17 protein-coding genes and 1 pseudogene are annotated in these 20,439 nt (G+C 65.9%); 5 read left to right on the top strand and 13 right to left on the bottom strand.

Annotation, left to right across the window (positions count from 1 at the left end):
• Nucleotides 1-2: 2 nt before the first annotated feature.
• Nucleotides 3-1,145: a 3-hydroxy-9,10-secoandrosta-1,3,5(10)-triene-9,17-dione monooxygenase oxygenase subunit gene (gene hsaA / locus AB0H00_RS17985; protein WP_357267383.1), complete on the bottom strand. Its 1,143-nt coding sequence runs from the start codon at nt 1,143-1,145 to the stop codon at nt 3-5.
• A 339-nt stretch (nt 1,146-1,484) separates the two neighbouring features.
• Here hsaA and AB0H00_RS17980 point away from each other — a divergent pair, with 339 nt between their 5' ends.
• A complete protein-coding gene (locus AB0H00_RS17980) occupies nt 1,485-2,225 on the top strand; it encodes a hypothetical protein (RefSeq protein ID WP_357267380.1) in 741 nt (246 codons plus the stop codon).
• A 163-nt stretch (nt 2,226-2,388) separates the two neighbouring features.
• On the opposite strand, the gene AB0H00_RS17975 is transcribed toward AB0H00_RS17980, so the two are convergent.
• The 5 genes from AB0H00_RS17975 to AB0H00_RS17955 form a co-directional block, all read right to left on the bottom strand.
• Nucleotides 2,389-2,976 carry a DUF5825 family protein gene (locus tag AB0H00_RS17975; RefSeq protein WP_357267377.1) on the bottom strand — a complete coding sequence of 196 codons (588 nt, stop codon included), beginning with the start codon at nt 2,974-2,976 and terminating at the stop codon, nt 2,389-2,391.
• The gene (locus AB0H00_RS17970) at nt 2,973-4,835 is read right to left on the bottom strand and encodes a RiPP maturation radical SAM C-methyltransferase (RefSeq protein WP_357267374.1); all 1,863 of its coding nucleotides are present in this window, start codon (nt 4,833-4,835) and stop codon (nt 2,973-2,975) included. Before AB0H00_RS17970 ends, AB0H00_RS17975 begins: the two co-directional genes overlap by 4 nt.
• Before the next feature lie 35 nt (nt 4,836-4,870).
• The gene (locus tag AB0H00_RS17965; RefSeq protein ID WP_357267371.1) at nt 4,871-5,275 is read right to left on the bottom strand and encodes a hypothetical protein; all 405 of its coding nucleotides are present in this window, start codon (nt 5,273-5,275) and stop codon (nt 4,871-4,873) included.
• A gap of 113 nt (nt 5,276-5,388) precedes the next feature.
• Entirely contained in the window at nt 5,389-5,553 is a 165-nt protein-coding gene (locus tag AB0H00_RS17960) for a hypothetical protein (protein WP_357267368.1), read from the bottom strand.
• A gap of 71 nt (nt 5,554-5,624) precedes the next feature.
• On the bottom strand, nt 5,625-6,023 hold the full coding sequence (locus AB0H00_RS17955; RefSeq protein ID WP_357267365.1) for a hypothetical protein: 399 nt from the start codon (nt 6,021-6,023) through the stop codon (nt 5,625-5,627).
• 90 nt (nt 6,024-6,113) lie between these two features.
• Between AB0H00_RS17955 and AB0H00_RS17950 the strand changes: the two genes are divergently transcribed.
• Entirely contained in the window at nt 6,114-6,776 is a 663-nt protein-coding gene (locus tag AB0H00_RS17950; RefSeq protein WP_357267362.1) for a CatB-related O-acetyltransferase, read from the top strand.
• A 65-nt stretch (nt 6,777-6,841) separates the two neighbouring features.
• Here AB0H00_RS17950 and AB0H00_RS17945 read toward each other — a convergent pair whose 3' ends face one another.
• Complete coding sequence (locus tag AB0H00_RS17945) at nt 6,842-8,116, bottom strand: cytochrome P450 (protein WP_357267359.1); 1,275 nt, start codon at nt 8,114-8,116, stop codon at nt 6,842-6,844.
• Between the two features lie 479 nt (nt 8,117-8,595).
• On the opposite strand from AB0H00_RS17945, the gene AB0H00_RS17940 reads away from it, so the two are divergent.
• Nucleotides 8,596-9,558, top strand: coding sequence for a DUF389 domain-containing protein (locus tag AB0H00_RS17940; RefSeq protein WP_357267356.1), 963 nt, complete (start codon nt 8,596-8,598; stop codon nt 9,556-9,558).
• Between the two features lie 118 nt (nt 9,559-9,676).
• On the opposite strand, the gene AB0H00_RS17935 is transcribed toward AB0H00_RS17940, so the two are convergent.
• Both AB0H00_RS17935 and AB0H00_RS17930 read right to left on the bottom strand, forming a co-directional pair.
• Nucleotides 9,677-12,130 carry an FHA domain-containing protein gene (locus AB0H00_RS17935; protein WP_357267353.1) on the bottom strand — a complete coding sequence of 818 codons (2,454 nt, stop codon included), beginning with the start codon at nt 12,128-12,130 and terminating at the stop codon, nt 9,677-9,679.
• Nucleotides 12,131-12,856: 726 nt separating this feature from the next.
• Nucleotides 12,857-13,408, bottom strand: coding sequence for a helix-turn-helix domain-containing protein (locus tag AB0H00_RS17930; RefSeq protein WP_357267350.1), 552 nt, complete (start codon nt 13,406-13,408; stop codon nt 12,857-12,859).
• Nucleotides 13,409-13,475: 67 nt separating this feature from the next.
• On the opposite strand from AB0H00_RS17930, the gene AB0H00_RS17925 reads away from it, so the two are divergent.
• Nucleotides 13,476-13,874, top strand: a complete 399-nt coding sequence (locus tag AB0H00_RS17925; RefSeq protein ID WP_357267348.1) for a nuclear transport factor 2 family protein — start codon at nt 13,476-13,478, stop codon at nt 13,872-13,874.
• Nucleotides 13,875-13,920: 46 nt separating this feature from the next.
• On the opposite strand, the gene AB0H00_RS17920 is transcribed toward AB0H00_RS17925, so the two are convergent.
• On the bottom strand, nt 13,921-14,205 hold the full coding sequence (locus AB0H00_RS17920) for a hypothetical protein (RefSeq protein ID WP_357267345.1): 285 nt from the start codon (nt 14,203-14,205) through the stop codon (nt 13,921-13,923).
• A gap of 48 nt (nt 14,206-14,253) precedes the next feature.
• On the opposite strand from AB0H00_RS17920, the gene AB0H00_RS17915 reads away from it, so the two are divergent.
• On the top strand, nt 14,254-14,379 hold the full coding sequence (locus tag AB0H00_RS17915; protein WP_357267593.1) for an Rv1535 domain-containing protein: 126 nt from the start codon (nt 14,254-14,256) through the stop codon (nt 14,377-14,379).
• A gap of 50 nt (nt 14,380-14,429) precedes the next feature.
• On the opposite strand, the pseudogene AB0H00_RS17910 reads toward AB0H00_RS17915, so the two are convergent.
• The 3 genes and pseudogenes from AB0H00_RS17910 to AB0H00_RS17900 all read right to left on the bottom strand — a co-directional run.
• A pseudogene (locus AB0H00_RS17910) lies at nt 14,430-16,703 on the bottom strand (cation-translocating P-type ATPase); the annotation flags it as partial.
• Nucleotides 16,704-18,694: 1,991 nt separating this feature from the next.
• A complete protein-coding gene (locus AB0H00_RS17905; RefSeq protein WP_357267342.1) occupies nt 18,695-19,123 on the bottom strand; it encodes a hypothetical protein in 429 nt (142 codons plus the stop codon).
• A 784-nt stretch (nt 19,124-19,907) separates the two neighbouring features.
• On the bottom strand, nt 19,908-20,408 hold the full coding sequence (locus AB0H00_RS17900) for a hypothetical protein (protein ID WP_357267339.1): 501 nt from the start codon (nt 20,406-20,408) through the stop codon (nt 19,908-19,910).
• Between the last annotated feature and the right edge of the window lie 31 nt (nt 20,409-20,439).

The following is a 20,439-nucleotide window of genomic DNA, read 5'->3' as shown; positions in this document are numbered from 1 at the left end:
GCTCAGAGGATCCGATCTTCCACCGGAAGCTCGAGCTCGCCTCGGCCGAAGTTCGCCAACGCCCGCTCGGCGGCATTGGCGAGGTGCAGGCTTCCCGCGTGCGCGTCGCGCCAATGGCGTTCCACCACATTGGGAGTATGTGCCCCTCGGCCACCGGAAATCCTGAAGAGCAGCTCGATCGCTTCTACCGCGCGCTCGGTGCCGCGTACCTGATCGCGGCGGGCGCGTAATCGCAGTTCGATCGGGATATCCTCGCCCGCTTCGGCGTAGCGCAGTTCCTCGGACAGGTTGCGATCCATTTGCAGGATCGCGGCGTCGATCTCCGACGCGGCCCGGGCAATGTGCACATGAGTAAAAGGATCGGTGGCGATGGCACGCTGCCGCATTCGCTCGAGGTACGCCGCATAGGCGCCCTGTGCGGCACCGATGACCGGCGCGGCGACGCCGCTCGGCAAGATGCTTGTGAAGGGAAGCCGATAAAGTGCGGGGACATCGGACGGCACGCCGCCGAGTTCCGCATTGTGAAGCTCCGCATCGTGGGTCCGGTGGACAGGCACGAACGCCTTGTCGATCACAATGTCATGGCTGCCGGTTCCGGACAGACCGACCGCATGCCACACATCGTCGATCCGATAGTCGCCGCAGGGCACCAGCAACGTCAGGTGGATACCCGGTGCACCGTCGACGCCAGGCGCCAACGCACCCACCATGACCCAGTCGGCGTGATCACAGCCGGACGAGAACCCCCATCGGCCGGACAGTTCGAACCCTCCGTCGACAGGTGTCAACGTACCCGCCGGCACATAGGACGTCGAAATCAAGGCGTCGGGGTTATGGCTCCAGACGTCATGCTGGGTTTCCAGCGGGAACAGTGCCAGCTGCCATGCATGCGTGCCGAATACCGAGGCGACCCACCCCGTCGACGGGCAGGCCGCCGCGATAGCTCGAATGACTTCGAAGAACTTTACCGGCGATGACTCGTCGCCACCGAAACGGCGGGGCTGCAACATTCGGAAAACGCCTGCGTCGGCCAGTTCGCGGATCGTGTGCTCTGGCACCCGCCGCTGCCGCTCGGTATTCGCAGCCCGCTCCCTGATGTCCGGGACGAGGTCCCGAACTCGCTCGAGCAACTTGCCATTGGTCATAGCCGTTCCTGATAAGTCTCTGATCGGCCACGCGGCTGATTTCAACGAAGCGTGGAACACCTTCGTGAGCAGGGAATTCCACTCCTATGGACACTTCCACTGACGGATCTTGCCATAGCGTGCCCCAAGGCGCTGGCCAAGCCTGGTGGGACGCACAGATATAGCGAAGGAACTGCGTCGTCCACTCGCTCGGCTTCTGCGCTGCGCAGCGTCTTCAGGATCTAGGTTTCGCGTTGCGGGAGTCGATTCCACCCGGAATACTTCGCACTGGCAGATTTCCGCACCAGTTCTTCACGCTGCGCCGCGCTGGAATTGCTTCACCGGACGGGGCCCCGCACGATGGAACTATCAGATGTCGATAGTGTCGAAGCCTCCGCCGTCGGGGCCGACGGCCTCGATGCGACGGACAGCGCCAGACTGACCCGGTTGGTCGAGTACATCGCGTCCTTTTCTCCGCGGGTCATTCTTTCGACCTTGTTGGCACTGGATCACGGCGACGAGTCGCAGGGCTCCCTGTGGGATCGATGTATTTTCGATCATGGTGCGGTCTTCTTGTTTCCGACGGATGCCGAGGCCATGCGCAAGCACCTCGCAACGGCCGGCTTCCGGCTGGGCGCGACGGTGCCGAGCGTCGTCGTCCAGCGACGGGTCTGCACCCGTTACGGACTCGACTCGGACAGCTATCGCATTCACATAGTGCACGCCCGACGCCGACACCCGGGCAGCCCCGGCCGCGAGCAGCGGATCGAGATTTTCTTCCCAGTGACATCGGCCGCCCACCCGTTGGCGCGCGAGGACGAACGGCGCCACAACCGAGAGACCCACTTCGCTTTCGCCGTAGAGGGCTTGGACTCGAGCACCTATCTGACGATGCGGCGCGAACTCGCGGAGTCGGCGGGCATGGTCCCCGACGGCGGCGGATTCAACCCGCACGACCGCAACCACGGCCCGGGCTGCTCCACGTTCTATTTCGCGGGTCCGGGAACGATGGGCGAACACCCATGGCCCCGTCGCCTGGAGCTGGTGTGTGGCGGACGACTCGAATCCGCACTCGCCGCCCACAGCGCACCGCGCCCGTGACCGGACGGCGCCTTCGACTATGTGAGTTCGGTCGCGGCACCAACCAGTACTGCGCGGACACGCCATCCGTCGAAATGGACGCCGCCTACTACACTCCACAACCCGCCGGGCGGTCACACCAGCAAGTCTCCGAACTCACCGGAGGATTCAGCTTGTCGTGAATTCAGAAGGTGGTACACGGAATGGGGAAGGTTCGGACTCGGTATGGCGACAACAGGAAATGCGCACCGTCGACGAAGGCAAGGTCGTTGTTCCGCAAGTCGGCCAGCAACATCAACTCATCGCCGGTCAGCTCATCGACACGGGTTGCCGCGGCCAGCGCACGGAACCGGGTGGCGTGCGGCTCATCGAGTGTGGCGCGAAAGCTCGCTTCGGCTCGGCGAATGTCCCTGATAGCCACGAAATCCGGTCCGTACCGGTAAGAACAGAGGCCGACCTGGTGGCGTTCCAGCCACCGCGCCAGCGTCTGTTCCGCGGTGCGGCTCTCCGCGCGCGCGGGCGGCGGCAAATGCACAACGTCGTCCAGCTCGGACGGCACCGCGGAGCCAAGTGTCCAGTCCATTCGAACACCGGCCTCCATCGCCGCGCCCAGCAATCGCAGCACTGCGAAGTCGTCCGCCCCACCACCGAATCGCACCGGATCGGCGATGGTGACGACCTGGCCGAACCGGCGGGCATCGGCGACCGTCGCGGCCGGCTTCGTGAGGTCGGCGACGACGGTTTCCGGCCACCGGGCCAGTGGAGCGGTCATGTCGGCGCCTCGAGGCGCACCAGCACCGGCTCCGGTTGTTCCGGCCGCACGATCGAGCGTTCGATCCCACCCGGCGTAGTCGCCAATCCGAGCCAGCGTCCACCTTCGGTGAACACCAGCCCGTTCGCCAGTTGCGCGGCGAGCCATTCCTCCAGTTCCGCCTCGCCCCAAGGGAACCCAGCCGAGGCGAGATTGCGGTGCAACGCGGGGATGGTGCGGCCGTGCTCCAATTCGGCCCAGGTTTCCCGCTCCCTCGGGTCGGTGAACACGTAGTCGTCCGCCGCCCAGCCGAACCGGCGATCCCTGATGATCAGCACGCCGTCGATATCTCTACGCAGCAAGGAACTCGCCGAATAGTGCGCTTGCCATACATCAATCGCGGAGTTCAGTGGGGCAACCTGCTTTTCGGTGATCCCCTGATCCGGAGTGTCGAACTCATAGACGAGGTCGGCGAGCACCCGCCGGTCGAGGTCGTACACCGCACGGTATCGCTCAGCGGGGCCCCTTTCGGAGAAGCCGATGGCCGGTTCGTCGAAATTCGGCGAGAATCGTTCGAGCACGATCCGGGCCGTTCCGCTCGGCGGCTGAAGGTGCACCAGCGCGGGGATCTGGTCGATTACCCTGCGGTAATCAGCCTCGCGTTCGCCCGGAAATCCATACAGCCAGCTCCATCCGACGGTGATCCCCTCGGTTTCCAAGTCTCGCAAGGCGCGCACGCTGCGCACTCCACTGATGCCCTTGTCCATTCTCCGCAACACATCGTCCACAAGAGACTCGATGCCCGGCTGCACACTCCACACCTTCGCCGCCCGCAGAGTCGCTGCCTGTTCCGCGGTGATGTTCGCCTTGATCTCGTAATGCACTCGCAAGTCGATGTCCATCGCGGCAATTTCCGGGAGCGCGGTACGCAGATAGGAGACATCAAGGATGTTGTCAACCACCGTAACATCCAGTGTGCGGTGCTTGCGCACCAAGTGGTCGAGTTCGGTGACGAACCGGGACGGCTCCTTCGCCCGGTACGTCATGGTCGACCCGTTCAGGCCGCAGAAGGTGCAATGATGTTTCTCGCCCCACCAGCAGCCACGCGAACTTTCCAGCACCAACTCCGGTTCAGTGAACTCACTAACCACACTGTTCCCGTAGGTTTGAAACCAATCGTCGAACAATGGGACATGCATATCGGCGGGACCCACCGGGCTGCCCCTGTGATCGTTCACCTGCTGCCTGCCATCGGCGTCCCGCCAACACAGTCCGGCAATCGACCCGAGCTCGCCATGGTTCGAGCAGAGAGCGCCGAGCAGTTTTGGGAAGGTCAAGTCGGATTCGCCGCGCAGCACTAGGTCGACGAATTCGAACTCCCGGTGCAGCGTGGCACCCATGATCCCTTCGCAATTGTAGCCGCCGAACAGGGTGCGAACTTCCGGTGCGCGTTGCTTGATTCGTTTCGCCACGGCCAGGCTCGGGACGTTTTGATTGAACGTGGAGGTGAACCCGACGATCTCCGGGTCCATGGCCAGCACCGCGTCGGTAACCGAGGAGACGAAATCGTCAGCCAGTTCCCGCATCCGGGAGATCAGATCGAAATCGATCCGGTGCCGCCGCGCGTAGTGCGTCATCCGCTCGATCCCGAAGTCCTGGCCGTTCAACGCGCCGGCGAACACCCATTCGCCGAGCGCGTGCACAAACCCGCCATCAGAGATGGTGAGATAGTCGCGAACTGCGAAACCGGCGTTCAGGAGGATCTCGGCCCAGCGGATATTGGCGTAATACGCGGCGGGCTCGGGTAGGCCGTGCGTCACACAACTCGTCTTCAGCAGGCCAAGCGCAAGCGACGGGCGGGTCAGCTCGTGCCATGGCATGCAAACCAACACTGTGCGCGGCGAACTCTCGATAGTCACACGTCACCGGCTTGCACTGCGGCCCGGTGAATTGCGGCGATCGCGTGATAGCAGTAGTTCGCCACTGCGGGTGTTGGTACTCGGGGCAGGTTACCGAGCGCGTCCACCTTATTCTCGGTTCTCGTGTTGTTGAGGTGCCGGGCCGCTGCCAGCACCACCAGCACCACCAGCTCGTAGTGCACCTTGAGTCGTCCGGAGCACTCGCCGCCTACACCGCCATGCCGAGAGCAACGCGTTCCATGGCTGCACTCCACGATGCCGGGAATGGCCTCGCTGAGTTGGTCGTCTACATCTTGGGCGGCGACGCCGTAGTGCCGCCGCCAGAGGCCCTCGAGTAGATGCGGCCTGCGCACTGCCGACCAGAATCGCCACTTCCAGCTGATCGCGCGGATTCTTTGCACCGCAATGAAAGCTTGCTCGTCAGTGAGCGATCCGAGACGAGGAAGGGATGGCTCCAACCACGGCGGAAGCCCTGACGGTGCGCATCCTTCCCCCGTGTCAGAGGGCTTCTGCATCAAGCTGTTTCGATGTCCTTCTTCAACCGGACGTCCGACTCGATGTAGAGCCTGGTCGGCTTGGTGCTGAGCTGCTTGACCTTCTTTATCGACAATACGGATTCGGCGCGACTCGCGATGTCGAGCTGGGCATCCGAATCGAAGGCTTCTGGATAGTGTGTCATGCGACACTCCTCTCGGGGGGGTCAGATGATCATAAGAACTCCCGGCCTCACCCACAAGATCGCGCGTTGGCTCAGCAATAAAAGTTCGTCGATTCTCGTGTGCTGGTTGGCGTTTGGGTTCTGCTGATGCTTGGCATTCCATGCAGTCCGAACACCCTCGGGATATCGACGACGACCTCGTCCTGCTCGACGAGGATGGGCAGGAAGGCGCGAGCACCGTTGACGACTCCGTCGAAATTGATCGACCGCAGCCACTCGTCGTCCTCGTCGAGCACCGATGATGAGACCGCGACGCCGGACGACGGTTCCAGCGCCTCGAGCAGGCCGACCGTGTCCGCGGCCAGATCGGCGAGATCGCGCTGGTCGCGATGCCAACACCCGCGGAGGAAGTCGACCGGACCGGGCGGTGGAAGTCGAAATGCATCGTCCTCCCGACAGCAGCGGTCGAAACGAATGACGTTGGTCCGCAAACACCTCTTACACACGGCTGCGTCCTCCGCCGCCGCACGTGTCCACCCATTCGCGCACGCAAGGTAGGGACGGTCAGAATAATGGGCGGCATGTCGGTACCGGACCCTCGCCAGCTGCACCCCTCGACTCGTCCCGATCTGACCAACGTGGTGTTTCTCGCCAACCAGGTCGATTCCGAGTTCATCGAGGTCGGTGACTACACCTACTTCGACGACGAGGGATCCGGCGTCCCATTCCAGACAGCGAACGTCCTCTACAACTACGGCCCGCAACGCCTGATCATCGGCCGGTTTTCCGCGATCGCACCGCGGGCGACCTTCCTCATGCCCGCGGGCAATCACCCCATGATCGGGCCGTCGACCTATCCCTTCACCATGTTCGGCGGCGCCTGGGCGGAGAACACCCTCGACACCTTCCTCTCCGTCCCGCCGGTGCCGAACACCGTCATCGGCAACGACGTGTGGATCGGCCGCGAGGCGACGATCATGCCCGGCATCACCGTCGGCGACGGCGCGGTCGTCGCCGCACACTCGGTTGTCACCAAAGACGTGGCGCCCTACGCGATCGTCGCGGGCAATCCGGCCCGACCGATCCGCGCCCGCTTCGAGCCGGAAGACGTCGAACTGCTGCGGCAAGCCCGATGGTGGGACTGGCCGATCGAGCTGATCACCGCACACGCCGCCACCATCATGGGCGGCACGCCCACCGACATCGCGCGCATCGCCGAGGAACGGTCTCGGTGGCCCCTCTGATCGCCGACTGCGGCCAGGATGCCGCCGTCGTCACCGTGATGGTCCACGCTCCATCGGTCGGGCTCCTACATGATGTTCAGCGGAGGGGACTCGGGAAAGACAACCGGCAATGCCGTCATAGCCCGATGGAAGGGGCCCGGCCGCCACACCAGCTCCTCCGGCGGCACAGCCAGCCGCATCTCAGGGAGGGCGTCGAGTAGTTGATCGATGGCATCCTGCACGACCAGGTACGCCACGGACTTGGCAGGGCAGGCATGCGGCCCCGTACCCCACGCCAGATGCGCGCGATTACCGGTGCGGTCCCCACCACGGATCGCGGGGTCGTTGTTGCATCCGGCGAGACTGATGAGCACCGGCTGATGCGCAGGCAACCAGGTGTTGTCGATCAGCATCGGTTGCCGTGGGTAGGTTGCGCAAAAGTTGGCCAACGGCGGGTCGTTGAACAGCACTTCATCGAGCGCGTCGCGGGTCGACAGACTTCCACCGAGCACATCGCCGCCGAACCGCTCGTCGGTCAGCATCAGCAACAGGGTGTTGGCGATCAGATTCTGCTGCGGTTCGATACCCGCACCGTAGAAGCTGATCAGCTGAGAAAGCATCTCCGTGTCATCGAGGTCGGCCGGATGATGAGCAAGCCGAGACGTGACGTCGTCCGCGGGCTCCGCGCGTCGCAGCTGAATCAACTCCATCAGCGCCTCGCTGAGCATCTGCATGCCACGGGCAGCCTCGACGGTATCGAAGAGCGCGGCCATGCCGGTCGCCACGCGCTGCCCCAGTTCCGCCGAGCAGCCGACCATCTGGTTGAGGACCTCGAAGACGAGCGGAAACGCGTACTGGGACACCAAGTCCGCCGAACCGTCCGCACAGAAGCTGTTGATCAGGGGAATCGCGATCTTCTCGACCGTGGAATGAAAGGCGTGCAGGTCGATTCCGTCGATGCTGGCGGTGTACGTCTGCCGATAGCGAGCATGCGCGTCTCCGCTGTTGCGCAGCGCATTCGGGTGCCACTCCAGCATCGGCTTGATGGGTGAGTCGTCGGGAATGTTCTGCTGCCATCGGCGTGGATCGGCAGGAAAGTGCTCGGGATCGTTGAGGATTCGCAACGCGGTGCGATACCCGATCACCAAGGTCGCGGGCACATTCGGAGCCAATTCCATCGGAGCCAGCGAGCCGTACTGTCTGCGCATGTCACGGTAGCCGCTATGCGGATCAGCGGCGAACTTCCGGCTACGCAGACAGACTTGAGGGGTCTCGGTATTGACAGGTGATCCGTGCTGCACTGGGCAGGTTCCGGGCGCAGTGTTGTGCGGTGCGGAAGGTGGGGACTGTGCTGCGGTCATAGACGTGCCTCCAGAGGATGGAACAGGAATTCGGCCAGGGTGATAGGTGAGCGGCAGGCGCATGCCTGGTGTCACACGCGTCGAACGGTCTTAGGTATGTCAGGTCGCATGTGGAGCGCATTGCGGCGACCGATGAATGGCACCGTAAGTCAGCTCCGATTCGGCTCGATTCAGCGTCATATCCGCACCGGGGGCTCGAGGTGGATGCCGTTGGTGTCGACCGTCGCCACGATGCCTCCGAAAGGGTTTGCCGTTGTTGTGAATCACGGTAGATCGCGCACGCCGGTCGAACCTATGGTCGGAAACGACATATTCAGTACCGAATGCGACATGGATGTTGCACCCTGGGCTTCGGTGTGGGGGTGATAGGAAGGCATGTCGGGTTGTCGCAGGCTGACGATGATTGGGCTACAGCCGGTGCTCAGACTGTTGTGCCGCGTCGCGGCGCGATATGCGGCGGCGCGCGGCACACTATCGGGGTGCTACACCTGCGGATGCTGGCTCCGGCCGAGATAACCGATGACGTGATTCGAATTCTCGAACAAGAAGATGCCGTCAGTGGCCTCGCAGTCATGCGGGGCGCCGCACGGCGGCCCAGCGGTGACGTGGTGCTGGCCGACGTGGCGCGGGAGGCGGCGAATGACGTGATCGAGCGGTTGCGCGCGATCGGACTGCACCGTACGGGCAGCATCGAGATCGAGCAGGTGCGTACCTGGCTGTCGCGCAGCGGATTCGATTGCGAGGTGCGCACGCCGGGCAGCAGTGCGGACGCCGTGGTCTGGGCCGATGTCGCCCAGCGCTCGTATGAGGAAACCGAGCTGAACTGGACCTACCTCAGCTTTATGACCTTCGCTACGGTGATCGCCGCGATCGCGATCGTGTTGGATTCCCAGATTCTGGTCATCGGGGCAATGGTCCTCGGTCCGGAATTCGGGGCAATCGCCGCGCTCGGAGTCGCCTTGGTACGCCGCCGATTCGTCTTGCTCTGGCTCGCCGTGCGCACGCTGCTGCTCGGCTTCACCACCGCCATCGCCATCACCTTCACACTCGCCTTGCTTGGGCGCGCACTGGGCTGGATCACCGTGGATGCCGTGACCGGCCCACGCCCCGGGACGGCCTTCATCTACACCCCCGACAAGTGGTCGTTCATTGTCGCCGTCGTCGCGGCCGCCGCCGGAGTACTCGCGCTGACCTCGGCCAAGGCCGGAGGAATGGCCGGCGTTTTCATCTCGGTGACCACGGTGCCCGCCGCAGGCAATATCGCACTCGGCGCTGCCTTCGGTGTCGGGTCGGCGATCTGGGGCAGCACCCTGCAACTCGTGGTGAACCTGTCCGGAATGGCGCTGGCAGGCTGGGCCACCTTGGCAGTACAGCAGGCGGTGTGGTCGCGCGTGTCGATACGCCGCGCCAAGGCGATGGGCAAACCCAGTCGGATGCTGTAGCGACCACGCGGTCGGCGAGAGTCGCGGGCGGATTCGCTGTTGCTTCAAGCCCTCGCCCAAGCCCGTTGGCCTGAGGAAACCAATCAGCCGACGAGCCGGCGGTTCGCATCGCTGGGCGTCAAAGCCTCGCGCGGCGGGCACCGCGGCGCCGTGGCCGCAGCTGGTACAGGCGGTACCAGGCCAACGCGAGGAAGGCGACGCCCAGGCCGGCGACGGCTCCCATGTCGACCAGCCAGGTGCCGAGGCTGTGTTCCCACAGCGGGTCTGGTCCGCCCGTGTGCGGTGAAAGGGTATCGAGGTCGAGGGTCGCGGCTCCCGCGCCGTATCCCCAACGGGACGGCGACAGGTAGGACAGTTGCTCCAGACCGGGTGTGCCGGGGAGCCGGACCAGCCCACCCGTGAGCACCAGCTGCGCCATCGACAGCACAATCAGCAGCGGCAGTGTCTTCTCCGAGGTGTTCACCGACACCGACACCAGCAAGCCCAGTGCCAGCGAGGTGATGCCGAGCATCGACATCGCCAAGATCAGTTCCAGCTCGACCGCCGTGAAAATCCCCTGCGGCGGCATACTCACACCAATGGTGCCGATCAAGACCAACATCGCCGCCTGAAGGGTGGTGATCACACCCAGGACCAGCAGTTTCGACATCAGATAGACCCCCGCTGACAGGCCTGCGGCGCGTTCTCTTCGGTAGATCGTCTGCTCCTTGACGATCTCGCGAATCGCGTTGCCGGTGCCCACGAAGCATGCACCGAAGGCCAAAATCATGAGCTTGGTCGGGGCATCGGTGTTGGTTCCCGGCGTCCCGGTGAACCCGTCGCCTGACGGCACCGCAGCGATCAAGCCACCCAGCAGCAGCGGCATCACGCCGAGGAGCGCCAAATAACTTCGGTCCGAGGCAATCACCGCCAGATAGCGCCGGCACAACGTACTGAGCTGGCTGAGCTTGGACTGCTGCGCGGGCGGCGGCGCCGGTGGACGCACTTCTTCTGGACCGACATCATCGGTCAGTCCGACCGCCACGTAGTTCTGGAAGCGTGGCGAAGCCCGGAACTCACCGGCCCAATCGCGGTCGTCCTCGCGCTCGAACGCCTGGAACACCTCAGCCCAGGTGCGTTGGGCGAACTGCTGCAGACCCTCCCCTGGCGGCCCGTAGTAGGCCAGCCGACCGCCAGGCACCAAGACCAACAGGCGGTCGCAGTAATCCAGATTCGCCACGCTGTGCGTAACGACGATGACGGTCCGGCCGTCGTGCGCCAGTTCGGACAGCATTTCCATGACCGTTTTGTCCAGGCCCGGATCGAGGCCGGAGGTTGGTTCGTCGAGAAACAACAGGGACGGTTTGGTCAGCAACTCCAGTGCAACGCTCACGCGTTTGCGCTGCCCGCCCGAAAGCCTATCGATGCGGGTATCGGCGTGCCGCGCCAAGCCGAGCTCATCGAGGACCTCGTCGACCCGTTGCTCGCGCTCCTCGCTGCGCGTGTCACCGGGGAAGCGCAGTTCAGCCGCGTAGAGCAGCGCGCGCCGCGTCGGAAGCTGGTTGTGCAGGATGTCCTCCTGCGGGACCAGCCCGATCCGGTGCCGGAGCTCGTCGTAATTGGTGTATAGGTCGCGTCCGTCGTAGCGGACCGTCCCCTCCGTCGCCGGCCGTAATCCGGTGACGGCGCCGAGCAGCGTCGACTTACCCGCGCCGCTGGGCCCGATGACCCCGACGAGCGAGCGCTGCGGGATGGGGAAGCCCAGCCCGTCGAGGAGCACCTTGCCCTCGGGTGTCCGCACGGTGAGGTTCTGCACCGAGACCGACACGTCCCCGGTGTCGACCGACTCGCGCAGTTCATCGCCGACGAGCCGGAACGTCGTGTGCCCCATGCCGATCAAGTCGGACTCGGATAGGTCCGCCGCGTCCACCCGGGAGCCGTTGACGTAGGTGCCGTTGTGGCTGCCGAGGTCGACGATCCGGTACTTGCCCGCGCCGATCTTGTGCAGCTCGGCGTGATGGCGGGAAAGCATGAGGTCGAGCGCGACAACGTCGTTGTCGGCGGCGCGTCCGATCCGAAGCGTGTCCGATGTGATCGGGACGACCCCGCTGGGGCGGCCCGCTGGATGTGACGGTCGCGCCACTGGCCGGGACATGCCCGGGAAGGACTTCGTGACCGTTGCTTCATCGTCGAGGTCGTAGCCGGGATCGGGGACGACCATCGTGTCTCCACCGGTATCGCCACCAGGCTCGCGGCCGGATGGGGCTTCCACCGAGCAAGCCAACTGCTCACCGTCCACGGCGTGCCCGAGCTGGAATGTCTCCTCTCGGTCGATCACCATCCGGTCGACACGATGGCCGGCGAAAAAGGTGCCGTTGAGGCTGCCGATGTCCTCTATTTCCCAACCATCCGCACCCCGCTCCAGAACTGCGTGCAACGAAGATACACGCGGATCGGTCACCACAATGTCGGCTGCCGGATCGCGACCGACATTATATGCGCTCCCAGCGCGAAGCCGATAGATGCGTTCCCTCGTCTGCACCACAAGAATCGGCGCCACAAGGAATTCCGTGGAGGACGGTTTACCGGCCATAACGCGAGTATACGACTGTGCCGCACTGTCGCCGCAATAGTCGGTCACCCCGCGATTCCGGCGCGCTGTCCACCCGCCTCGAGCCTCATTCTCTCCAGCGTTCTATCCCAGGTGGAACCAGCCTGACCAGCACAAACAATCCCAACAAGCAGAATGGCGACCACATCCTGACCCGTGGAACCCGATGAACTCGCCCCACTCCGCGAAGGAAATCACGGTCGAATTCGCAATCCGAACCGAATCGGGCCGGAAAGTACTTCGAGCTGCGGTATTCGGCTTTCTAAAGGTTGAAAATGAATCCGCTGCTTGATGATTGCCCGGAAGTCTTCTCGACATCATTCGACAGCCGCGAATCGGCGGAGTCGTCATCGCCGCGTCCACATATTCCAGTGGTGACCATCGGATTTCGACGGCGTAGCCGCGACCTTCGACGTGACCGAACACATCAGGGCGGCGATCCCCAGCGGCATTTCCACCTCCGCGTCGGCGGCGCCAGCGACCTCAGTTCGTCGCGCACTCGGTTTTGAGCCGGTAGCGCGGGAACGTCTCGTGTGCGGACTCGGCAGCCTACGAGTTCGGTTCCGCCGCTGTACCTTTGCCATGTCGCACTGACTTTGCCTCAGTGTGACGAAGCGCGACATCTGCCACTTCAGCAGGATTCCTGTCACACGCCGATGTGAATGCGTTGCGGTCGGTCGCATTTCAATACCCGGCTGCATCAGCCGTTCAGGCCGCCAAGCCGGTGCGCAGCAGCGCGACCAAGCGGCGTGCGTATTCGGCGTCGGCGACGAGGGCCGCGCCACTGGCCAGCGCCAACACGTCGGTCACGGTGACGTCCGGCCGCAGCGCCGGTCGGGCGCGCTGTACCAGGTCGCCGGCGGTGGCGGTGATCGATGCGTGCCACTGCTCGAACCGTGCCGTCCGGCGGCCGCTGGGGCCCTCGGTCGCGGCCAATGCGAGCGGACGCTTCGTCGCGACATGCACGACGAACTTGTCGAGCCAGTGGAAAAGCGCGTCGAGCGGCGCGGCCGCGTCGATCAGCTCCGCGCCGCAGCGGCACAGGGCTGCCACCTCGTCGGCGTACACGGCGACGAGTAGGTCCGCGCGGGTCGGGAAGTGGCGGTACAGCGTGGCGTTGCCGACGCCGGCGCGCCGTGCGACCTCGTCGAGGGCAACCTCGTTGCCCGCCTCGGCCATGAGCTCTCGAGCAGTGGCGAGCAGACGGGCGGTATTGCGCGATGCGTCGGACCTGGGCCCACGCTTGCTATTCGGGGACATCCCCACTTACTGTACCTGTACGTAAGTGGGGGTGCCCCCGCCTAAATGCTGAAGGGTTGCCGCCACCATGTTGACCGCTGAAGATCGATTCGCCATCACGGACTTGATCAACTTGCATGGGCATATGACGGACCGCGGCGATTTCGACGAGTTGCACGCGGTGTTCGCCGAGGAGGTCACATACGACGTGAGCGCCCTGGGTGGCGATATCCTTGTCGGGCTGACCGCCTACCGGGAGGCCGCCCTGGCGTTAGGCGACGCCCACCCGGTAGCCCACCACGTCACGAACATCGTGCTCAACGAAGCTCCGGATGGAACAGTCCGCGCTGCGTCCAAGGGTCTCGGCGTCATGCGGGACGGGTCCGTCGGTAGCGTCACCTACGACGACAACATTGAGCGGACCGTCGCAGGCTGGAAAATCACGCGCCGGGTCGTCCGACCCCGCCGGGCGCCGCTGCGACCGTAACGGGTAGCGGCGCGTGCTTTCCGGTCACTATTCACCCGCCGTTCACCTACGCCTCTTCGAGGGCTTCGCCGATTTGGTGGGCGACGCGATTGTGCTGATCCTGCACCAACCAATGACCGGCCGCGAGGACCAGCGCCACGGGCCATTCGATGATCTCCGCCGCGGCCAGCGCGCCGAGTGCACCGTAGTACGCCAACTGCTCGGGCCTAGGGATGCGGACCCGACCGACCATGGGGAGGTCCACCGCGAAACCCTGCGCAGCCAGCACCCGATCGACGGCGTTTCGGTGAGTGGTAGGCAATTCTTCGGCCACTTGTTGCCTCCCCGTCATGGTGTATTCGACAATTCGACGCCTGACGTCCGCAGGCTGTCTTTCGTGATGAGAACTGGTGTAGGCGTCTCCTCGGATCCGTTGACAGGCGCGCTGACGCAGGTGCTGACCGTGCCGTTGCGCGAGTTGTACGCGGTGCTGTGGCGCCTGGGGGTCATCGAGATCGTCGGCTGATCATCCCGTTGCTGCCCGCCCGCGGCGAACAGGCGCGGAGCGATAGCGGCGACGGTGGTCGCGACGGCGGCCGTCGACAACGCCTGCCACCAGCCGACCGGACCCAGCGGCGTGCTGCCGACCAGTTGGCTCACTCCCGGCGTGCTGATCAGCGCGCCGAGCACCAACAGTGAGCCGGCCGCGGTGCCGACCACCAGCGGGCTGTGCGAGTCGATGAGGGTTTGTCCCAACTGCGTCGCGACCAACGCCACCAGCGCCACCGTCGACGCGCGGCGCCGCCGGCCCGTGAAGCTCGCCAACACCCACGCGGCTGTCGCGGCGGAGGCGGTCGTCGCACCGCGCACCGCCACGGTCCGCCACAACGCGGCTCGGTCAGGCCCCCGGCCGGTATAACGCAGCTCGGCCCTCGGCGGGCTGACGGCAAGGGCCGCGGCCGGCAGCGCATCGGTGAGGATGTTGACCAGCAGAAATTGGCGGGTGTTCAGCGGCGCCCGGCCGGTGAGCGCGGTGCCGGCGATCGCAAAAGCCACCTCGCCCGCGTTGCCACCGAGCAGCACGGCCACGGCCGCCTGCACTCGCCGCCACAGTTGCCGACCTTCGTCCAAGGCGTCCAGCAGCGAACGGATCTGCCCGTCGAGCAGCATGACGTCCGCGGCGGTGCGGGCCGGGTCGCTGCCGCGCGCGGCCACGCCGATGCCGACGGTTGCGGTGCGGATGGCCGCCGCGTCGTTGGAGCCGTCGCCGACCATGGCGCACACGTGACCCAGCCGCTGGATTGTCTCGACGATCTGCACCTTGTGCTCTGGTGACATCCGGGCGAACACCCGCCGGCTCTGCACTGCCTGCTCCTGTTTGCGCCGGGACAGCGCCTCCCATTCGGGCCCACTGATCACCTGATCGTCGTCGACGGGCATGCCAACGGCGGCGGCGATCGCGGTGGCCGTCACGGGGTGGTCGCCGGTGATCAGCCGCACCCCGATGCCGCGGTCGACCAGCTCGGCCAGCACCTCGGTCGCGCCTTCGCGCGGCGTATCCGAAAGGCCCAGTAAGCCGGCGAACCGCAGTCCATCGCTGCACAATTCGGCCAAGGCGTCGGCGTCGTCGCGTACCGATCGGACCTGTGAGGCCGAAAGCTGCTGTGTGGCGACGGCAATTACCCGCAGCCCGTCGGCGGCCATCTTGCGCACCTGCCGCCATACCGCCTCGTCGGCGTCCGCGCACGCCGCGAGCACCACCTCCGGCGCCCCTTTGATCGATAACTGTTCGCCGCACACGGATGCCGAGAACGGGCGACCCGACCGGAACGGCAAATGCGCCGACGACTCGCCGCGGTCCAGGTGTCTCCCGGCCTCGGCGACCGCGCTGTCGGTTGCGTGTTCGTGCGGCCCACCGTTGGCGAGCGGTGTGGCACGGACGGCGTGGATGAGCACATCGTCGTCGGACAATCCGGTCGCGGCATGCACCCTGGTCACCCGCAGCCGGTTCTCGCTGAGCGTTCCGGTCTTGTCGAAGCACACCACGTCGACACGGCCGAGCGCCTCGACCGATCGCGGACTACGCACCAGCGCGCCGGCGCGGGTGAGTCGCCGCGCCGACGCCTGCTGAGCCAGCGTCGCGACCAGCGGCAGCCCCTCGGGAACAGCGGCCACGCTGACGGCCACACCGCTGCTGACGGCCTGTCGCAGACCGGTGCGCCGCAGCAGCCCGAGCGCGGTGACCAATCCTCCGCCGACAAGGCTGAACGGCCACGCCTTGTTCGTCAGATGTTTGAGCTGGGTCTGCAGGCCGACGGCCGAGCCGTCCGCGTGCGGGGTCGCGGCGGCACGGCGCGCCTGCGTCTGCTCACCGACGTCGGTGACGATCGCGACCGCGGTGCCCGCGACCACTGTCGTGGTGGCGAACAACAAGCAAGCCCGCTCGGCGACGGGCGCGGCTGGTGTGGCGTCGACCTGCTTGGGCACCGGCAGCGACTCCCCGGTCAATGACGACTCGTCGACTTCCACGTCGAGCACGTGGGTGAGCCGCGCGTCGGCGGGAACAACTTCACCTGGCCGCACCTCGATGACGTCACCGGGGCGCAGGTCGGCGGCGTCAACCGTCGCGTAGCGATCGGCGCCGACCAGCTTGCGAGCCGGTGGGTCCTGCGCGGCCAGCAGTCGCCGCAGCAGCCGTTCGGCCCGGATCCGCTGGGTCGCCGCCAGGGCGGCGTTCCCGGCGAGGACCGATCCGACCAGGATCGCGTCGACCGGCGAGCCCAGCACCGCGCTGGCCGCCGACCCCACCGCCAACACCGGAATCAACGGGTCGGACAGTTCCTCGCGCATCGCGCCGGCGAAATCCCACATCGCCCGGCGCACCGGATCGACGACCGAGCGCGCGGGGCGGGCAGCGGAGGCCAGTCGCGAGCGCTTGCGCGCTTGGGCGGATTGCGGCGGCTGCAGCACACGAGACACCTGTTCCACAGACATGGCATGCCACTCGTGCACGCTCGCGGCAGGCGGCGGTGGCGCCCTCAGCGCTCCGCTGGCCAGCCGGTATCCCGTCCATACGCCGACGGCGGCTCCCGCGGTGATCGGGCCCGAGCCGCGGCCACGCACCCCGGGGATCATCAGGATCGTACCCAAAATTGAAGCGCCGGTGGCGATTTCGACGCCGCGTTCACTTGCTCGACGGGCCGCCGGTAAGGCGTGCACAATCCGCCACACGCTGTCCAGGTCGTCGACGAGCACGTCGGCGTGCCACGGCGGCGGACCGTCCGCGGCGATACCGATCGCGACGTCGGAGTCGGCTAGTGCCTGGGCCGCGGAACTCGACACCGTCGCCACGGTGTGGCCCTCCCGCTGCAACCGGTGCACCGTGCGGGCGAGCGCTTCGTCGAGGGAACCGTTCATCGGATCGAGGTCGTCGAACGACGAACGCAGGTCGTCGATCGTATCGACGTCGACCGTCACCAGCTCGGCGCCGCTGCGGCGCACTTCGCCGAGCACCGCCGACGCCAGTGGATGATGCGCGTAGCGCACCAGCACCGCGCTGCGCCTGTCATCGCCGGACAGCGACCGTGTCACCGGCTGCCACCCGAGTTGCAATGCACCGCAGTCCAATTGGTCCTGTGCCCACTCCCATACCACCGCCCGCTCGTGCTCGGGCACATCGCGGATGCGCGCAACCCGCAGTTCGTCGCAGCACAATGCCCGAGGGTCGAGCACCACGGCGTCGACCCGGTCGAGGCGCCGGAACACCTCGGGCCGCAAGGGCAGGGCGCCGTGTCGGTCGGCCAAGCCGCGGGCGAGTGTCGCGGCGAACGACTCGCGGCTGGCGCGGGCCGCTTTAGGGGCGGCGACCATGACGGCGGTGGCGGCGGCGTCGAGGGCGCCGGTGAGAATGCCGATCGCCGGTGCGGCAGCCGCCTGGGCCAGTCCACTGCGGTCTCCGTGGCGCTCAACCGGTCCCGGCGGCAGCGGTCCTGGTCGGTCACCAGGCCGGATACCGTCGATACACGTCGCGTGCGCCGCGAGTCCCGGTTCGCGGCGTTGCCAGATGGTGGCCGCGGCGCGGGTCTCGGCGGCCTTCGCGAAGTGGATGAACATGTCGACGCCCAGTGACGCCGGCAATTGGGTGACGGTGTACACGGCGGCCGCGGCAAGCGCGATCGCGGTATCGGCGGCGTTGGCGCCGAGGCGCTGTTCGACGGCGCGACGCAGCCGCGGCTGGTGATCGACGAGCGCGACAACGGCGTTGAGGCCTACCGGCAGCCCCCGCACACCGACGACGCGGCCGGCCAGTGCGACACCCAGCCCGGCGGCGTTCATCGCCGCCGAGACCATGCTGCCGGCCAGCACGATGCCGTCGGCGGGCAGGTCGACCGGCAGCTGACCGGAATCGGGGTGCCGATTTTCGGCAGCGGCCACCACGTCACACAGCTCGTCGATGGTTGTCGTTTCGTCCACCTCGGCGATGACGCGCGACAGCGGATAGTTGAGGGTCGCCGAGATCACACCGCGATGCCCGCGGAGGGCGGCGAGTACCGCGGGACCCACATCGTGGTCCGGTTCGCGCTCGGAGAGGCCGCGCACTTCGATCCAGCAGCGGTCGTCGCCGCGCCACCGGCGCCGGGCCGGCTTGCCGCCGAGCAGTTCCGTCGCTGCCTCGCTGATCGCCTCGACCACGCGGCCGGCGGGCATCGTGCGCATCGGCAAGGTCGCGAGGTCCACGCCCGCTGCGGTGACGGCCGCAGCCGACCGCACACCCGTGTCGAGGGCGCGCAGAGGCATCGACACGGAGGTCCGTATCAGTCGGCTCAGGTCCACGTCGACGGCTAACGCTTGCTCGGAGAGCGCTTCGACCGCGCCGCGCTCTTACGCGCCGGGGTCGCGCCTCCGTCGCCTCGGCGGGGCGCTCGGTCACCTTCCGAATGCCGCTCGAGTTGTTCCGGACGACCGGGAGCATCGGGCGCCGAGTGACTGCCCGACCGCTGAGTGAGCTGCCGGACCACCAGGGCGGTGCCTCCGACGCCCAGCAGCACAGGCCAGTCCACCAGACCCGCGGCGCCGATCGCCACCAATGTCAGCGCGGCCGCCGGAGCCGAGTGACTGCCTCTGCTCAGCCCGCTCTTCACGCCGGCCGCGGCACCCTGCATGCCGCCGATCACGCCGTTCACCGCGGCCCCGCCCACAGCCCCGGCCGCAGCCGTCGTCGCATCGGCCGTCCAGGTAATCACGTCTACCGCGCCTTCGGAAATGTTCATTACCACTCCGTCGCGTTCACCATTCGGACACCAACTAGCAAACCGGAGTTTACTCCGGAGACAGAGTCATGTCGTTCGGAGCGCCGAAGACGTACCCGCCAGCTTGCTGAACTCTCGCCGGCACCGCCCCGAAGGCCACACCACACAAAATGCAGGCATGCCGCTACATAATCGCGACACCGACCTGCCGCTCGAGGGACTGGTTTGCGATCCGCCGCTCGGCGATATAGCTCCGGTCGGCCAGCTCTTGGCAATGATGCAGACCTGTTTGGCCAACTTGTGGCAATCATCCAGGCGCGAGCGCGGAATGGTCGCGGGGACCTGGTCGACGGCGCCGACCCGGAATCCCATGTGGGCCAGTGTGATCGTGTACATGCCCACGCCGTAGCCGAGGTCCAGCGCGATGCGTGGCGCTCTCGGACCGCGCTGGCATTGACACATGCGGCGAAACACAGTCAGAGACCGGCGCATCCAGCCGTTCGCGCGCCCTCGCGTAAGAGCTTTCACGGAGAACCCGTCGACAGAGCGCTGGGAGCAGACCTGTTCCGCCTTCAGAATTGATCGACTTCCACGACTCGACGGACATCCGCAGCGATAGAGCAAGCGCTTCGGTTGTGCGCATCGGCAGGTAGTGATGGTGCAGTCGGCTCCGGGTTTCGATGCCGCGCAACAATTTCTGCATCAACGCTTGTTGCTGTCGCTGTGGAACAGCCAGCCGAAGCTCTCCGGCGTTACGACCGCACGAGCCGTAACCACTCATGCGGGGTCATCAGAACCTTTGCCATCACGCCGCCTCCCGCGCTGCCTGATCCCAGTCGATGACAACGCGTTCCGGCACCCAGCCGCGGTGCAGGTCGAACACCTTCGACACCACACGCACGCGACACGGCCGGTTGATCCTTCCTACGATGCTGAGAGCGTCACCCAGGTCGTCACACTCGTCGAAGTCCGCGGCTGCGTCACTGCCGGGGAACCGCAGCTCAACCACATGCCGGACCTGCCCCGCCAGCGTGTCCCGGTACGCCGACTGCCGCGCCCGCGACCGTTTGCTGGTGGCAGCGACCCAAGCCTCGACCTCACGCTCGGGCACAATCCCGGCGGGGCCTTCTATACACTTCGGGGAGGTGTGGACGCTGTCGGACATTGCCGCGAACGAGCTGAGCGCATCCTCGAGGCTGTCGTGTTCTTCCACTTCCAAGTCACTCCACCCGTACGTCCACACGAGGTAAATGCCTGCAGGGCCGGTGGATTCGCTGCCGTCAAGACGGATCGTGTACGCGTTCATACTGCTCGTTCTCCAGTGTCGGGTACCCACT

The organism is Nocardia sp. NPDC023852 (assembly GCF_040639505.1).
Taxonomy (GTDB): domain Bacteria; phylum Actinomycetota; class Actinomycetes; order Mycobacteriales; family Mycobacteriaceae; genus Nocardia.
Note: the sequence above shows the minus strand (reverse complement) of the source record. Positions and strands in the feature narration are given on the sequence as shown.